Consider the following 15,916-nt stretch of genomic DNA (forward strand, 5'->3'; position numbering starts at 1 on the left):
TTATCTCAAAACCCATCGCGAGGTTAATAATCGAGTCGCTCAGCGATGCGTAACACCGAACTTCTTGCTCTGGTGTTGCGCTCAATCTCTTCAGCTGACGGCTTAATCGCCTTACCTATCGGCTTAAGTAATTTGGTTTTATTGATTTCAGCTTCAGTAATAGGTAAGCCATGAGGCACAGACTCTCCCTGACTGTGGCGACGAATAAAACGCTTTACCATACGATCTTCTAACGAATGAAAGCTGATGACCGATAAGCGCCCTTGTGGTGCAAGTACACTTAAAGCGCCTTCAAGCGCTTGATCTATCTGTTCTAACTCGCTGTTAATGTAGATACGGATCGCTTGAAACACTCGGGTTGCAGGATGCTTGTTACGCTCTTTACTCTTACTGATACGCGCGATCAAATCCGCTAACTCTGTGGTGCGTAAAAAGGGGGTTTTATCACGATCGGCGGCGATGCAACGGGCAATATGGCGGGCGTTTTTCTCTTCGCCATAGGTTTTAAATACCCAAGCCATATCTTCAATTTCGGCGCGAGCTAGCCATTGTGCTGCGGTTTCGCCTTGTGAGTTGTCCATGCGCATATCGAGCGGACCATCGCGCAGAAAGCTAAAGCCACGTTCGGCATCATCGAGTTGTGGGGAGGAAACACCAAAATCAAATAAGATGCCGTCTATCTTACCTTTAAGATTAAGCTCGTTAACATATTGCGCTAACTGACCAAACCCACCATGCACGATAGAAAAACGTTTATCATCGGCAAATTGCTCTGCGGCGGCAATCGCCTGCGGATCGCGATCGATTGCGATGAGGCGGCCTGTTTCACCTAACTGCTTGAGCACTTCTCTAGAATGCCCACCACGCCCGAAGGTGCCATCAATATAGATACCACCTGGCTTAATGTTGAGTCCTGCTACCGTTTCGTTCAACAGTACTGATAAGTGCGCAAATTCTTGAGTCATCGCTCTCTTCTATCTATTAAGTTAATCTCTTTATTACAAAGAGAAGTCAGCCAAACGTTCGCTGTCTGCAAACGCTTCGCTTTGAATCATTTCATGGCTAAGTTCGATCTGTTGCTGCCATTGCGCTTCATCCCACAGCTCAAATTTATTCAATTGCCCCACCAACATCGCACGCTTGTCTAAGTTAGCGTACTGACGCAGAGGAGGAGGCAATAGCAGGCGACCATTGGTATCTAATTCACATTCGTGGGCATAGCCGAGTAACATGCGCTTCATCGAACGCTCGGTCTTTCGAGTGTCTGATAACAGCAATAACTTGGCTTCAATCTTCTTCCAAGCTTCTAGCGGATATAGCAATAAACAGGGGTCGTCAAAATCAACTGTGATAATCAACTGGCTATTAAATTCGGCGTGCAGCGTCTCACGATATCGCTTTGGAATGGCGATCCGTCCTTTCGTATCAAGGTTTATAGCGCTCGCACCACGAAACACGTTAATTCATCCTTGTTAAAATTAAATGATCCACAAATATCCACAATTTCCCACAGATGCTAAGTTTAGAGATACTATGCAAGTATTGTCAAGGAATGAAATTATTTATAAAGCCAGTATTCAAGCGGCTTAGCGGCATGTTTGTAAATATTTAATAACAGGGGTAATTCACGGCAAAAAGCGGGAGTGAGGGACTAGAAGCGCGTTGTTTAAGTACAAAATATCGCCACAAATAACCGAAATCAGCCATTAGGTGGATCTGTCACCCTAATATTGGACAAGGTTAGCGATTATTGCTCTCATTGGATTCGCAGAAGCACACATCTTAACATCAATAGCCCACCAACTTACGCGCTGAAAATACTCACCTGATTTAACATCACCAACCCCTTATCATCGTAATTACGCAGTATCACTGCCGACACAATAAAAACGATTGGTAAAAAATAAAAACGCCATAGACTAAAATTTAGCCAAGTTTGGTCGATATAATCTAATACAAGGTACGGGGGGGAACAAAGAAAATGCCAAGGCAGAGGTCAACATGATTAGTTTAGACAGTGTATATGCCATGCTGGCACGACCTGTGGTGCAAATAACCAAACGTAAGCGGATCGTAGAGCAAACTGAAAACATTGAGGCTATCCATGCCGACAGTCATGAGGCGCCTCAGTCTCAATTACCGCCGCATCTTGAGCGCCGTAAAAAAGAAGAACGCCGTGCCAACCCGCGTGGCGATCGTCGTGGTCGTGCACATCGTAAAGCCCAAGAACAACGCGCCCAAGATGAAGCGCTATCATCGCCTTTACCCCATATCGATATTGACGTCTAAGGCTGGCTTAGCTTGACGTGACCAGACAAGCCACAATAATTAATGTTCAGTGACTTGCGCGACCGCCAGTTTCCACCCTTGGTATAGCGCTTGACGCGTATCAGGACTAATCGACGGAGTAAAACACCTATCCACCCCCGCCTTATGTTTTAATTCAGCCGTAGATTGCCAGAAACCCACAGCAAGCCCCGCCAGAAATGCCGCGCCCATGGCGGTCGTTTCAGTAACAGCGGGACGCTGCACTTCAACATTGGTAATATCAGCCTGAAACTGCATCAAGAAATCATTTGCCACCGCCCCGCCATCGACTTTTATCTGCTTTAATTGCACGCCACTATCTTTGATCATGGCATCGAGCAGATCCTTACTTTGGTAGGCAATGGCCTCAAGCGCGGCACGGATAATGTGATTACGATTAGCACCACGAGATAAGCCTACCAGTGCGCCACGGGCATTGGCATCCCAATAAGGAGCGCCTAGTCCCACAAACGCAGGTACCAGATAGACGCCATTGGTGTCGCACACTTTTGAGGCAAAATATTCGGTATCTTGAGCATCACGGATAAGCCCTAATTCATCACGCAGCCATTGAATGGTTGCTCCGCCCATAAATACCGAGCCTTCTAAAGCGTAATTCACTTCGCATTGGGCACCAATGGCAATAGTGGTCAATAGCCCATGACGTGATTGCACCGCCTGCAGGCCAGTATTCATCAGTAAAAAACAACCTGTGCCATAGGTATTTTTAGCCATACCTTCATCTATGCATAACTGACCAAAAAGCGCCGACTGCTGATCGCCCGCCATGCCTGCAACGGGGATCTCACCGCCCTCCCCAGCAATACGAGTATTACCATAGATGGCACATGAGGGTTTAACCTCGGGCAACATGGAGGCTGGGATATCCAGCTCATCGAGTAACAGCGGATCCCACTGCTGCTTGTGAATATCAAATAGCATGGTACGCGAAGCATTAGTGGGATCAGTCACATGCACCTTGCCCTCTGTCAGCTTCCATACTAACCAAGTATCGATAGTGCCAAACAGCAGGTCGCCTGCCTGAGCCTTCTCTCTGGCTCCTGCGACATTGTCTAAAATCCAGCGGATCTTAGTGGCCGAAAAATAGGGATCGAGCAATAAACCTGTGGTCTGCTGAATATATTGAGTTAGACCACGCTGCTTAAGCGCCTCACACAGGGGCTGACTGCGACGACACTGCCACACAATTGCATTGTAAATGGGTTTACCCGTGGTCTTGTCCCACACCACAGTGGTTTCACGCTGATTAGTAATGCCAATTGCGGCAACCTCATCGCCATGGATCCCCGCACGTGCTAAGGCTTCGATTAAGGTCGAGCTTTGCGATGACCAGATCTCCATCGGATCATGCTCAACCCATCCCGCCTTAGGGTATATCTGTGCAAATTCCCGCTGCGAAACGGCAACAATATTGGCATCATGATCAAAAATCATCGCTCGAGAACTGGTTGTACCCTGATCCAGTGCGATGACATAACGCTTATCCACTATAACAACTCCACACTATGACTTAAGAGGTTAACGCGCTTCATCGGCATGATTCACTGCAGGAATATCATCACAGGCATGAGCCGGCAAATACCAAAACTCGGCAATTTTGCCCTCTTGCACTCTAAAATTACCAATACTACATTGACTCAGCTCTTCGCCTTCGTGAGTCCAACTGACTCGCTCGACCGTGCTGACATAATGCGATGAGTCGATCATCTGTAAAATAGTGGCCTTGGGATGGTTTAAGGTTTCGAAGTAATCAGTCATTGCAGCGCCAAACTGGTCTTTGTTAGCCGTTTCAATATCGACTTGGTTGCCCGTAATGTGCATCCAGCGAACCTCATCGGTCACATACTGCATCATCTGCTCGACACTGTGTTGGTTATAGGCGTCAATAAAGCTTTTAACCACTTCTGTTGACTGGGTGGTTGCAATAGCCGACATCGGCAGTAGCGCTATGCTTGCAGCTAGGAGTAAGGGTTTCATTTTGCACCTCTTATGCGAATTAAGGTCAAGCCAATAACACCATAACGGCCGACGGGGTAATACTGCAACAATCAGCAACAGTGAATAATGGTTTGATATTGAGAAGAATATAATCGCCTAAGATCCATTTTGCGAATAAAAGTTACCTCCCCTCCCATACTAAAAGCTGCTGCTACCCAATAACTTGCATAAAAAAAGGGGCGAAGCACAACGCCTCAACCCCTTTTAGGTCCGGTTAGCCCTTAAAAGCGATAGCTTGCCTGAACACCAAATAACATAATGTTACCGCTGGTGGTACCGCTAAATGTGCCGCCAAAAGGAGCAGACGTTAGATCAGACGCGATACCTGGGCGCGGCTCCTTGACTGCAGACTCGTCGGCAAAGATATAGGTAACGCCGACATCTAGATCCAACTGCTTGCTCATCTTATAACTGTAACCGGCGCTCACCCAAACACGATCCATTTCAGGGATTGTGAGGGTACGGTTATCATCTGACACTGCCGATTTGTCATAAGCGACACCAGCACGCAGTGTCGATAAGGCCGACAGGTCATAGGTCGCGCCTAAGGCAAAGCGATAGCTGTCTTGCCAGTTTTCTTGCTTCACCAGTTGCGTTGGCGTAGGTAGCGCTGGGATCACGGCTTCTAGCTTTTCAAATGAACTCCAATCAGTCCAATTGATGCTCGCGTGCACCGCAATATCATTACTTAACTGGTGAAAAGAGGCGATCTCAGCCGTTGCCGGCAACGACAACTCCATAGAGCCAGCCAGCTTTAAGCTTGGATCGAGTGGGTTGAAGGCAAAACCATTGGCTTCACCTTCAAGGGTTTGATCAACCGCTGAGCGATAGTTAACACCGATACGATGCGCCTCGTTTAACTGCCAAGCGGCACCTAGTTGCCAACCCCAGGCGACATCATCGCCTTCCATATACTTAAGGGTTGTACCTTTAGGCACTTTAAGACTGCCCATTTGCGGCGGCAATGTAACGTCAGCAGAGCTCTTAGCACCAATGCTACCTTCACCTAAGACTAAACGGACACCCGCACCAACACTGAACTGTTCATTAATACGGTAAGCCACATTTGGGTTGATTTCGATTGTGGTCACAGACGCTTCGTTACCATACTGTGTGCCACGGAAACTGTCATCTAACTCGGTCGCCATACCAAAGTTACTGCCAATACTTAGGCCTAAAAACCACTGGTCATTCAACTGATGCGACAGGTAAAAGTTAGGCACTACCGCGTCATCGGCAATATCTTGTGCAGAAGTGGCATTAATACCATCGGTGTAAGTCACTTCGCCATTGATATCGATATTTGGCATAACCAAAATCGCACCAGCGGTGATTTGAGTGCCCGCTAAATAGGTCAACATGGCTGGGTTGCGGTTTTGCACGGCGGCGTTATCGGCTATCGCCGCTTCACCAGCATAGGCGCGGCCTAAACCTGTGGCTGAATACTCTGCAAGCTGGAAGCCTGCTGCCTGAACTTGAGTTAAAGGTGCAGTCATGGCTGCAAGTACCGCTAAAGATAAAATACGCTTATTCATCGTGGCTCTCTTATTGTTATCAGCTGACTTAGAGTTATCACTCCAGTCTTTTAGTGAGCCGCAGTCTACTTACGCAGAATATCTTTACAAGCAAAGAAATCATTTCAGTTCATTATGCTACCAACCTCATTATCGAGCAGTGAAATACACACAAAACTGCTCACAAAACTGATACAAAACTGGCTAAAAATGTGATCCATGTTCACTTAACCAAGCCTGGAAGCATATAACAAAAAACAAAAGACCTTATTTATCATATAAATAAATGCAAAACATTAATAACACAAGTGTTCACTCTTACCCGTTAAAAATGGCAGCATAAATCACTACCCTTGTTAGACTTACATAAAAAAACACGATCCAAAAACCCTAACCAATTGTAAGTAAAGTAATTTACTTGCATTTACACGCGACCAATATAACAAAGCCAGCACAACAGATTGTTGAACTGGCCCAATTTTGAACAGGTACAGTACAAGTGTACGCTAAAAAGTTAAGGCTACATTAAGCTCGCCAAGCGGGGAGCTGCGCCTCATAAGCAACAATAGCCTCGCTGTAAGTTAAGCTAATACCGATGGCATCCAACCCATTGAGTAGGTTGTGCCTCGCCGATTCGGCAATCGTAAAAGCAAACTCGGCGCCTGAAGGGGCAATAACTTGCTGGCGCTGCAGATCAACCGTCACCTGAGCACCTTGCTGAGCGCTGACCTCATCCATCAACTGTTGTACTTGCGCCTCTGTCAAACAAACAGGCAACAGGCCATTATTGATTGAATTACCATAAAAGATATCGGCAAAGCTTGGGGCGATAATCACTTTAAAACCAAAATCGGCTAAGGCCCATGGCGCATGCTCGCGGCTTGAGCCACAACCAAAGTTCTCTTTGGCGAGCAACACTGACGCGCCGGCATAGCGCGCTTGGTTTAAGCTAAATGCAGGGTTAGGTGTATTCCCAGCGTCATCAAGATAACGCCAGTCATGAAAAAGATGCACTCCAAAACCGTCGCGAGTCACCTTAGATAGAAACTGCTTAGGGATGATTTGATCGGTATCGATATTAGCGCTATCAATCATGGTCGCTAGGCCAGTATGAGTGGTAAATGCTTGCATAATGCTCTCCTAATAGGCTTTGCGAATATCGACGAAATGGCCAGCAACCGCAGCAGCGGCTGCCATGGCTGGGCTCACCAAATGGGTGCGACTGCCGCGCCCTTGGCGTCCTTCAAAATTACGGTTACTGGTGGAGGCACAGCGATCGCCCGCTTCTAACCTGTCGTCATTCATCGCCAAACACATAGAGCAACCGGGCAAGCGCCACTCGAAACCTGCATCGATAAAGATTTTATCTAACCCTTCGGCCTCGGCCTGCTCTTTCACTAGGCCTGAGCCTGGCACCACTATGGCGGTGACGCCTGCAGCCACCTTGCGCCCTTTGGCCTGATGTGCCGCTAAGCGCAAATCTTCGATACGCGAATTGGTGCACGAGCCGATAAACACTTTATTAATTGAGACATCTGTCATGCGGGTGCCCGCTGTAAGCGCTACATACTCAAGGGCTTTTTCGATACTGCTGCGTGAGGTAGGGTTGGGTTCATCCAGCGGATTAGGTACCGGCTGATCGATAGCCACTACCTGACCAGGATTGGTGCCCCAAGTCAGTTGCGGTGCGATGTCCGCAGCCTGTAACACCACATGGGCATCAAAAACAGCATCATCATCGCTGCGTAATTCACGCCATGCGGCAACGGCACTCTCCCAATCGGCCCCTTTTGGCGCAAATTCACGCCCTTTGACATAATCGATAGTCGTCGCATCGGGCGCCACCATCCCCGCCTTGGCGCCCATTTCAATCGCCATGTTACACACAGTCATACGGCCTTCCATCGACAGGGCTTCAATCGCCTCACCGCAGAACTCCACCACATAACCCGTACCGCCATCCATGCCGATTTTACCGATAATGGCCAGCACGATATCTTTAGCAGTAATGCCATCGGCAACGTGACCACGCACCTCAATCTTCATGGTTTTCGCTTTAAGCTGGCGCAGAGTCTGCGTCGCCATCACATGCTCAACCTCAGAGGTACCAATACCAAATGCCAGTGCGCCAAAAGCGCCATGCGTCGCGGTATGAGAATCACCACACACAATGACAGTACCTGGCAAGGTGATCCCCAGCTCCGGGCCCATCACATGCACTATGCCTTGGTTTTTATGGTGAATATCATAAAGGCGAACTCCAAACTCTTCGCAGTTTTGCGCCAAGGTTTCTACCTGAATGCGGGCCATTGGGCTTAGGGCATCTAAGCTGGCACTCTTGGTAGAGGTATTGTGATCCATGGTAGCAAAGGTTTTTTCTGGGGCGCGCAATTGACGACCCGCCACCTTTAAGCCACTAAATGCCTGAGGTGAGGTCACCTCGTGCACCAAATGTCGATCGACATAGATCAGTGGTGCTTCTCCTTGGGGTGCGGCAACAATGTGGCTGTCCCATACTTTTTCATAGAGTGTCTTAGCCATTACTTTGCCTCTCTGACAGCTTGAGCGATGTAATCGCCCATTTCACGGGTTGATTTGGCATTACCGCGCTTGCTAGCGGGCAATAGTTCTGCGGTTAAATAACCGTCGCTCAGCGCCTTAGCCACAGCGACCTCGATAGCCTCGGCGGCCTGTTCTAACTTAAGGCTGTGGCGCAATAATAAGGCGGCAGAAAGGATTTGAGCCACGGGGTTGGCAATGCCTTGGCCTGCAATATCCGGTGCACTGCCACCAGCAGGCTCATACAAGCCAAAGCCATCACTATTAAGACTGACCGATGATAATAAGCCCATTGAGCCAGTTAACATGGCGATTTCATCGGAGATAATGTCGCCAAATAAGTTAGAACACAGCATCACGTCAAAATCGAACGGACGACGCAGTAGCTGCATGGTGGCGTTATCGATATAGATATGTTCAAGCTCAACATCGGGGAAATCGGCAGCCACCTCTTCAACCACTTCACGCCATAACACCGAGCAGGCTAAGACGTTGGCCTTGTCGACCGAGGTCACTTTTTTGCGGCGCCCTTGAGCGGCTTCGAAGGCGATTTTGGCAATACGGCGGATCTCTTTGCGGCTGTAACGCATAGTGTCGAAGGCTTCTTCGTTTTCGCCTTCACCTTGGCGCCCTTTAGGTTTACCAAAGTAAATACCGCCAGTGAGCTCTCGTACACATAACACATCAAAACCTTGTGCTGAGATGTCACTGCGCAGCGGCGACATGTGCTCTAGCCCCGTGTGCAATTTGGCGGGGCGGATATTACAAAACAGCTCAAAGTGGCCTCTTAGTGGCAGTAACGCGCCGCGCTCTGGCTGCTCATTAGGGGGCAAGTGTTCCCATTTTGGCCCCCCCACAGAACCAAATAATATCGCATCGGCAGTTTCACACCCCTTGAGGGTCACCTCTGGTAATGGACAACCGTGGTTGTCGATGGCCGCGCCGCCCACATCATATTCGCTGTATTCGATAGCTAAGTTAAACCGCTCTTCAACGGCGCTCAGTACCTTGCGTGCTTCGGCCATGACTTCTGGCCCAATACCATCTCCGGCGAGTACTGCTATTTGATAACTCATTAATCACCCACTCCCTGCTTATTTACTCAATTATGGTCAAAAAGGTCCGCTCATGCTGGCGTTACACGCCACCTAATACCGCCCGGCCTTGTTGAATTTTAGTTTTATTTTCGGCAACCTTATCGGCACGCCATGTTAGGTTCATCACATGGATAAGGGCTTGTACTGAGGCTTCAACCACATCGGTTGCCAACCCGACGCCATGGAAATTCTGCTCATGGTACTTAGCGGTAATGTCGACTTGGCCTAGGGCATCTTGGCCTTCACCTTTGGCGCTTAATTTATAGCTAGAGATATTGATTTGGCAGTCACTGGCGCGGGTAATGGCGTTGTACGCTGCATCGACCGGGCCATTGCCCGTGGCGGCTTCGGTGACCACTTGCTCGCCCACCTCTAACGTCACCGTCGCGGTGGCCTGTCCTTGGGTGGAATCGGAATGCACCACTAACTGTTGCAATTTATATTGATTTTCATCATCGGCCTGTGCCTCCATAAAGACCAAGGCTTCAAGATCGTAATTGAACACTTGGCCTTTTTTGTCCGCCAGCTTTAAGAAAGCCTCATAGAGAGTATCCATATCATAATCGTGCTCGGCATAACCCATCTCTTGCATGCGATGCTTAATCACATGGCGGCCTGAACGCGAGGTCATATTTAAATTATTACGATTTAGCCCTATGCTCTCGGGCGTCATGATCTCATAGGTATTTTGCGCCTTAAGCATGCCATCTTGATGGATACCCGAAGAGTGAGTAAACGCATTCGCCCCCACAATCGCCTTATTGGCTTGCACTGGCATATTGCAAAGCTGGCTAACAAGGTTAGAGGTGCGGTGGATCTCTTTGGCATTAATGCCCGTTTCTAACCCTAATGCCGCTTTTCGAGTGGCTAAGATCATGGCGATCTCCTCTAGCGAGCAGTTGCCAGCACGCTCGCCGATACCATTGACGGTACATTCAATCTGCCTAGCGCCATGCTGCACCGCGGTAATTGAGTTAGCCACAGATAGCCCTAAGTCATCGTGGCAATGTACAGAAATCACCGCTTGATCGATATTGGGGACACGGTTGAACAGTGTTTCGATGATGCCGCCAAACTCGCTGGGGATGGTATAACCCACAGTATCTGGAATATTGATGGTCTTGGCACCCGCCTTAATGGCTTCTTCCACCATTCGGCAAAGATTATCGATTGGCGTGCGCCCTGCATCTTCGCAGGAAAACTCGACATCATCGGTAAAACGACGGGCGTATTTGACTGCCGCCACCGCCATTTCAAGTACTTGGTCAAAAGAGCGTTTTAACTTACTTTCTACATGTATGGTCGAGGTAGAGATAAAAGTGTGAATACGAAATTGCTCCGCAACCGATAACGACTGAGCAGCAGCGTCAATGTCTTTCTCTAGCGCACGGGCTAAGGCGCAGACTCGACTATTCTTAATCGTGCGGGCAATGGTTTGCACCGAATCGAAATCGCCAGGTGAAGATACAGGAAAGCCTACCTCCATCACATCTACACCGAGTCGTTCCAGTGATAGTGCTATCTGTAATTTTTCCTTCACCGTTAAACTGGCCGCCAGCGCTTGCTCACCGTCACGTAAGGTTGTATCAAATATTATCACTCGGTTAGACATCTCGTTTCTCCGTGGAACGACTAGGTTCTATGTTGCGTTTTTATCCAATCCATATACAAAAAAACCCCGCGGTGTTGAGCGCGGGGTTTATGAATGCTGTTGGTGTTATTAAGCGTGCAACACTACATTCTCCGCGCAGGTTCTGCGAGAAGGAGAATAATGAGGTTGAGTAATGCACGGTTAGTATTCATCTTTTATCTATTCAAAAAAAATAATTAATTATTCGATATTTTCGAGGTAACGCTTAACTTTTTAACGTGTGCAGCCTAAATAGTCAACCCCATATTTTTCACATTTAATGAAACATCACCATAACAACGTCGATTTACCGTACAGATTGTGGCGATATAACTGCATATTCGACCAACAAACAGCCTCTTTACACTAAGATAAATGTAACGCCAGCAAGATCACGCTTTACAAGTGAAGGCAGTAATTTTTATGCATTCACCGATAAAAACTCAGTATAATGCGACCAATGGAATATTTTTAACGGTTTGGTTTCGGAGTTTTAAAAATGGATTTTCGTCTCATAGTGTTCAGCTTCAGCCTATGGCTGTGGCCCTCTTGGGCAGACACTGTGACAGAGTTAGATGAACTCTCCGCCATTGTTTATCAATACCCTAGTGACGCGCTGTCGAGTATTGCCATCATAGAGCAGCGCCTAAATGACAAGAATAGTACGCCTATACCGCGGCTAAGATTATCACTGCTTAAGTGTCACGCCTTGGTGCAACTAGGCGAAAACGAAGCGGCCATCAACTTAGCTCGCATGGGCGATGCCAAAGCAAAATCCCTTGATATCCAACAAGCTAGCCCCTATTTCTTAAACTGCATGGCAGAAGCCTATATTGATTACGGCGATCTACGCCAAGCCTTAACATTACTCGATACCGCCATTTATCAATCTAGAGAATTTGAACAGCCTCAGTCTTTAGTTAACGGCTTAATGCTACGTGGACAAATAGATACCCACATAGAAAACGACAGCAGTGCATTAGAAGACTTTCGTTTAGCACGAGATATCTATCCAGCAGCTTTACGCCAACCTACTCAATGGATCACTCCACCACAGGCTTATCTGCAATTAGCCAGAGCCAAGTTATTAAGAAAAAAAGGCCAACTTAATCAATCTTTTAATACGGCAAAACTGGCGTTAACTTATCCACAAACGATAGGTAAAGTCAGGCTAAATATCTTGTTAGCATTGGCAAAGATCGCGCACGAGAATCAAGAGGTAAAGTTCAGGGACGATATGATTTTAGAGGCTAAAATTTTAATGCCTGAACTCGCTACGGCCAACGAACTCGCCGAAAGCTACACCGAGCTCGCCGAGGTAGAATTTCTGCGTAACAATGACAAAAATGCCATCCAACTGCTTAATATCGCGCTTAATACCTTTAATAAAAACAAAAAGATTAATGATAGCCTAAGAGCCACTCGTTTACTGGCGCGGATCCAGTTAGCCAATGGTGAGGAGCAGCAAGGATTAGACTTGATGCAGCAAGCCATCGCAATAGGACAACGTACGAATCAATATGATGAATTGGTCATTTGCTATCAGCTATTGAGTGAATACTTTGTTGGGATGGGTAACTATCGCCAAGCCTATCATTACCAACTACAGCGTGTGGACAGTATTAAAAGCAGTTATGAATTTTTAAAAAACACTCGCCTCTTACAAATTAAGGCGCAGCTTGGCCGCTACCAAAAACTGGCACAAAACCAGCCGCCCAAGCCCATCAAGCTCGATGCACGTATTAATGATAACTATGGCTTAATTGCTATTCTCGTATTTGCCCTGTTATTACCCTTGCTGATGTTGTTATCTCGTTTACGCAAAGAGCACACCGCGCCACAGATGCCACACCAAGATGCACCATTGACGGCCCAAGAAAGGATGTTGGCACTGATTGCCAGCGCCAAACAGATTGGATATCCAATAACGATTTTATTGATTAATCCAAGCCATCTTGCGCCTAGCAATGTCGCCACATTATTGGATGAGGTACGACAGAAGCTTCGCCAACAAGATATTATGCTCGATAAAGCCAGCGACCAGTTGCTTATCATGCTGCCTTTTACCTCCCTCTCTGGGGCGAAAGAGATTGTCAAACAGTTAAAAGCGGTTATAGCCCCATTACCGGGCGGTGACAAAGTTAGGATAGGTATGGCAGAGATGCAATATTACGACACCTTGTCATCACTGACCAAGCGTGCAGGCATAGATCAACTCAGTCGGCACAACGAGCAATTAGGGCGTTAATCCCGCGTTATGAACCTTCGGCTAGGTAATCGCTGATCTCATCGAGAAACTCATCGCCAAAACGCTTGAGCTTAGTTTCGCCTATGCCATTGACCGCTAACATCTCACCCGGGCTTGTGGGTAACATCGCGGCCATCTCGGCTAATGTCGCATCGTTAAACACCAGGTAGGGTGGCACATCGAGCTCTTCGGCCAAACTGCGACGCAGTAACTTTAGGCGAGCAAACAATTTTCGGTCGTAATTTAACGGCGCACGACTGTTGCCACGACGTTTGACATCTGTGGTTAAGGTGATGCGCGGCTCGGCTAATAACAAAGGTAATTCGCCTTTGAGCACCGCCCGCGCTTGAGGGTTGAGCTTAATAGATGAGCCACGAGTGATATCTTGGCTCGCAAAACCTAAATGAATGATCTGTCTGATAATACTAAGCCAAAATTCATGGCTCTTATCTTTACCTATACCCCAGGTTGAGAGTTTATCGTGCCCTCTATCGACCACGCCGGCCGACTTTGAGCCCCGTAGCACTTCGATCAAATGGTTAATACCAAATTTCTGTTGCAGTCTAAAAATGCACGACAATACTTTTTGTGCATCTTCAACCCCATCGTAGCGTTTAGGGGGATCTAAACAGATGTCACAGTTACCACAGGGTTCAGACGCACTCTCATCAAAATAATGCAGCAACACCTGACGTCGACACGTTTGCGCCTCGGCAAACGCCGCCATCGTATTGAGCTTATGAAATTCGACCTGTTGTTGTGGCCCAGGTTCAGCCTGCTCAATTAGATGCCGTACCCGGCCAATATCGGCAGGATCAAACAGCATTAACGCTTCGGCATCGAGGCCGTCACGTCCAGCTCGGCCGGTTTCCTGGTAATAGGCCTCGACGCTCTTAGGGATGTCGTAATGCACTACAAAACGCACATTAGACTTGTTAATCCCCATGCCAAAAGCCACGGTTGCTACCACAATATCTAACTGATCTTTTAAGAAACGCTCTTGAATATCGCCGCGCTCTTCTTGTGTTTTACCCGCATGATAACCATCGGCTTTATAGCCTTGCAGACGTAACCGCTCAGCGACTTCATCGACGCGGCGACGACTGCCGCAATAGATAATGCCGCTATTGCCGTTTTGCGCCTGAATAAATTGCCTAAGCTGATTGGCGGCATTGAGCTTTTCGGCAACGGTATAGCGGATATTAGGCCGGTCGAAACTGGTTAATAGCACGTAGGGGCTGATCCCAAGGCGCTGACAAATATCTTGGCGGGTGGCCTGATCCGCCGTGGCTGTCAAGGCCATAATGGGCACATGGGCAAACAGTTGTCTAAGGCGACCTAACGCCGCATATTCGGGCCTAAAGTCATGTCCCCATTGAGAAATACAATGCGCTTCATCGATGGCAAATAGCGAAATATGCAGGGCTTGCATACGCTCAACAAAACTGTCCATCAACAGCCGTTCTGGCGACACATAGAGCAACTTAAGTTCGCCGCGGTGCATCTGCTGAAAAATCTGTTGCGATGCTTCACGAGACTGTGATGAGTTTAAGTATGCCGCCGCGACGCCCATCTGTTTGAGGCTATCAACCTGATCTTTCATCAAAGAGATCAAGGGAGACACCACCACAGTTAACCCGGAAAAGAGCAACGCTGGCAGTTGATAACACAAACTTTTACCGCCCCCTGTTGGCATGATAACCAACGCATCATGACCGAGAAAGACTTGATCAATAACCTCTCGCTGACCCTGCCTAAAGGTGCGATAACCAAATACCGCCTGCAAACAACTGGCGAGCGGATCTGTGTTAAGGGGTTCAACTTGGGTTACTGCAGAATCCATTGGGCATCATAGTCATCAATCGGGCCGCCTATTCTAATCAAGCTCATCGCGCTTGTCTCGGTTACGCTGACAATTGCGCCATTTTTTATTGCCATCCCCCATGCTCGCTTAACCATAGTGGTGATGTTTTAAGCAAAAGCTTGCTTCATAGCATTGTTTAGATATAGGTTAATTACTCTATACCAAGCCGATGATTAACGGAGTAATCGCTTAATGACAACCGCAATTCAAGCACAGGTTTTGGCCAGCGTCGCCGAGATATTTGACCAACAAGTGCCGTTTCATAATCTTCTCGACCTACATATTCAGCATTACGATATCCACGGTGTCGAAGTAGTAGTAAAAATGAAGCCTCAGTTAATTGGCAATATCCATCAACACATTTTACATGGCGGCGTAACCGCCACAGTGCTCGATGTGGTGGGTGGTCTGACTGCATTTTCAGGACTGGTAGCCAGCCGGGATGATTGGAGCCTAGATGCCTTACAACAACGCTTAACCACCCTTGGCACTATCGATCTACGTGTCGATTACTTACGCCCAGGCAGAGGCGAGATATTTACCGGCACGGGCACGGTGATTCGTGCGGGCAATCGTGTTTCCGTCTGCCGCATGGAGCTGCATAACGAGCAGGGCTCTCACATCGCCTTTGGTACTGGCACTTACATGGTGGGCTAACGCCAGTTAAAACAGCAGTGC

13 protein-coding genes are annotated in these 15,916 nt (G+C 47.8%); 3 read left to right on the forward strand and 10 right to left on the reverse strand.

Going from position 1 to position 15,916, the window contains the following annotated elements:
- Positions 1–23: 23 nt before the first annotated feature.
- Positions 24–965 (reverse strand): 16S rRNA (cytosine(1402)-N(4))-methyltransferase RsmH, encoded by a 942-nt coding sequence (gene rsmH, locus DN599_RS10400; RefSeq protein WP_110457562.1) that lies wholly within the window; start codon positions 963–965, stop codon positions 24–26.
- A 33-nt stretch (positions 966–998) separates the two neighbouring features.
- Positions 999–1,457 (reverse strand): division/cell wall cluster transcriptional repressor MraZ, encoded by a 459-nt coding sequence (gene mraZ, locus DN599_RS10405; RefSeq protein ID WP_110457563.1) that lies wholly within the window; start codon positions 1,455–1,457, stop codon positions 999–1,001.
- Between the two features lie 544 nt (positions 1,458–2,001).
- Between mraZ and DN599_RS10410 the strand changes: the two genes are divergently transcribed.
- Positions 2,002–2,289 (forward strand): hypothetical protein, encoded by a 288-nt coding sequence (locus tag DN599_RS10410; protein WP_110457564.1) that lies wholly within the window; start codon positions 2,002–2,004, stop codon positions 2,287–2,289.
- Positions 2,290–2,328: 39 nt separating this feature from the next.
- Here DN599_RS10410 and glpK read toward each other — a convergent pair whose 3' ends face one another.
- The 7 genes from glpK to leuA form a co-directional block, all read right to left on the reverse strand.
- Positions 2,329–3,816, reverse strand: a complete 1,488-nt coding sequence (gene glpK, locus DN599_RS10415; RefSeq protein WP_110457565.1) for a glycerol kinase GlpK — start codon at positions 3,814–3,816, stop codon at positions 2,329–2,331.
- A 30-nt stretch (positions 3,817–3,846) separates the two neighbouring features.
- A complete protein-coding gene (locus DN599_RS10420; protein WP_110457566.1) occupies positions 3,847–4,305 on the reverse strand; it encodes a nuclear transport factor 2 family protein in 459 nt (152 codons plus the stop codon).
- A gap of 242 nt (positions 4,306–4,547) precedes the next feature.
- A complete protein-coding gene (locus DN599_RS10425; RefSeq protein WP_110457567.1) occupies positions 4,548–5,861 on the reverse strand; it encodes an outer membrane protein transport protein in 1,314 nt (437 codons plus the stop codon).
- Positions 5,862–6,365: 504 nt separating this feature from the next.
- The gene (gene leuD, locus DN599_RS10430) at positions 6,366–6,971 is read right to left on the reverse strand and encodes a 3-isopropylmalate dehydratase small subunit (protein WP_110457568.1); all 606 of its coding nucleotides are present in this window, start codon (positions 6,969–6,971) and stop codon (positions 6,366–6,368) included.
- Positions 6,972–6,980: 9 nt separating this feature from the next.
- Entirely contained in the window at positions 6,981–8,381 is a 1,401-nt protein-coding gene (leuC, locus tag DN599_RS10435; RefSeq protein WP_110457569.1) for a 3-isopropylmalate dehydratase large subunit, read from the reverse strand.
- A complete protein-coding gene (gene leuB / locus DN599_RS10440; protein WP_110457570.1) occupies positions 8,381–9,475 on the reverse strand; it encodes a 3-isopropylmalate dehydrogenase in 1,095 nt (364 codons plus the stop codon). Before leuB ends, leuC begins: the two co-directional genes overlap by 1 nt.
- A gap of 61 nt (positions 9,476–9,536) precedes the next feature.
- Complete coding sequence (gene leuA / locus DN599_RS10445) at positions 9,537–11,108, reverse strand: 2-isopropylmalate synthase (RefSeq protein WP_110457571.1); 1,572 nt, start codon at positions 11,106–11,108, stop codon at positions 9,537–9,539.
- A 517-nt stretch (positions 11,109–11,625) separates the two neighbouring features.
- On the opposite strand from leuA, the gene DN599_RS10450 reads away from it, so the two are divergent.
- Positions 11,626–13,374, forward strand: coding sequence for a tetratricopeptide repeat protein (locus DN599_RS10450; RefSeq protein ID WP_110457572.1), 1,749 nt, complete (start codon positions 11,626–11,628; stop codon positions 13,372–13,374).
- Between the two features lie 7 nt (positions 13,375–13,381).
- Here DN599_RS10450 and recQ read toward each other — a convergent pair whose 3' ends face one another.
- Positions 13,382–15,217: a DNA helicase RecQ gene (gene recQ, locus DN599_RS10455; RefSeq protein WP_110457573.1), complete on the reverse strand. Its 1,836-nt coding sequence runs from the start codon at positions 15,215–15,217 to the stop codon at positions 13,382–13,384.
- 213 nt (positions 15,218–15,430) lie between these two features.
- Here recQ and DN599_RS10460 point away from each other — a divergent pair, with 213 nt between their 5' ends.
- Positions 15,431–15,895 carry a thioesterase family protein gene (locus DN599_RS10460; protein ID WP_110457574.1) on the forward strand — a complete coding sequence of 155 codons (465 nt, stop codon included), beginning with the start codon at positions 15,431–15,433 and terminating at the stop codon, positions 15,893–15,895.
- Positions 15,896–15,916: the final 21 nt, after the last annotated feature.

This window comes from Shewanella algidipiscicola (genome assembly GCF_900380485.1).
GTDB lineage: Bacteria > Pseudomonadota > Gammaproteobacteria > Enterobacterales > Shewanellaceae > Shewanella > Shewanella algidipiscicola.

Bases quoted from the DNA above. Each gene is read 5' to 3' on its own strand.
- rsmH (WP_110457562.1), bottom strand. From the start codon at position 965: ATGACTCAAGAATTTGCGCACTTATCAGTACTGTTGAACGAAACGGTA.
- DN599_RS10410 (WP_110457564.1), top strand. From the start codon at position 2,002: ATGATTAGTTTAGACAGTGTATATGCCATGCTGGCACGACCTGTGGTG.
- DN599_RS10420 (WP_110457566.1), bottom strand. From the start codon at position 4,305: ATGAAACCCTTACTCCTAGCTGCAAGCATAGCGCTACTGCCGATGTCG.
- DN599_RS10425 (WP_110457567.1), bottom strand. From the start codon at position 5,861: ATGAATAAGCGTATTTTATCTTTAGCGGTACTTGCAGCCATGACTGCA.
- leuD (WP_110457568.1), bottom strand. From the start codon at position 6,971: ATGCAAGCATTTACCACTCATACTGGCCTAGCGACCATGATTGATAGC.
- leuC (WP_110457569.1), bottom strand. From the start codon at position 8,381: ATGGCTAAGACACTCTATGAAAAAGTATGGGACAGCCACATTGTTGCC.
- leuB (WP_110457570.1), bottom strand. From the start codon at position 9,475: ATGAGTTATCAAATAGCAGTACTCGCCGGAGATGGTATTGGGCCAGAA.
- leuA (WP_110457571.1), bottom strand. From the start codon at position 11,108: ATGTCTAACCGAGTGATAATATTTGATACAACCTTACGTGACGGTGAG.
- DN599_RS10450 (WP_110457572.1), top strand. From the start codon at position 11,626: ATGGATTTTCGTCTCATAGTGTTCAGCTTCAGCCTATGGCTGTGGCCC.
- recQ (WP_110457573.1), bottom strand. From the start codon at position 15,217: ATGGATTCTGCAGTAACCCAAGTTGAACCCCTTAACACAGATCCGCTC.
- DN599_RS10460 (WP_110457574.1), top strand. From the start codon at position 15,431: ATGACAACCGCAATTCAAGCACAGGTTTTGGCCAGCGTCGCCGAGATA.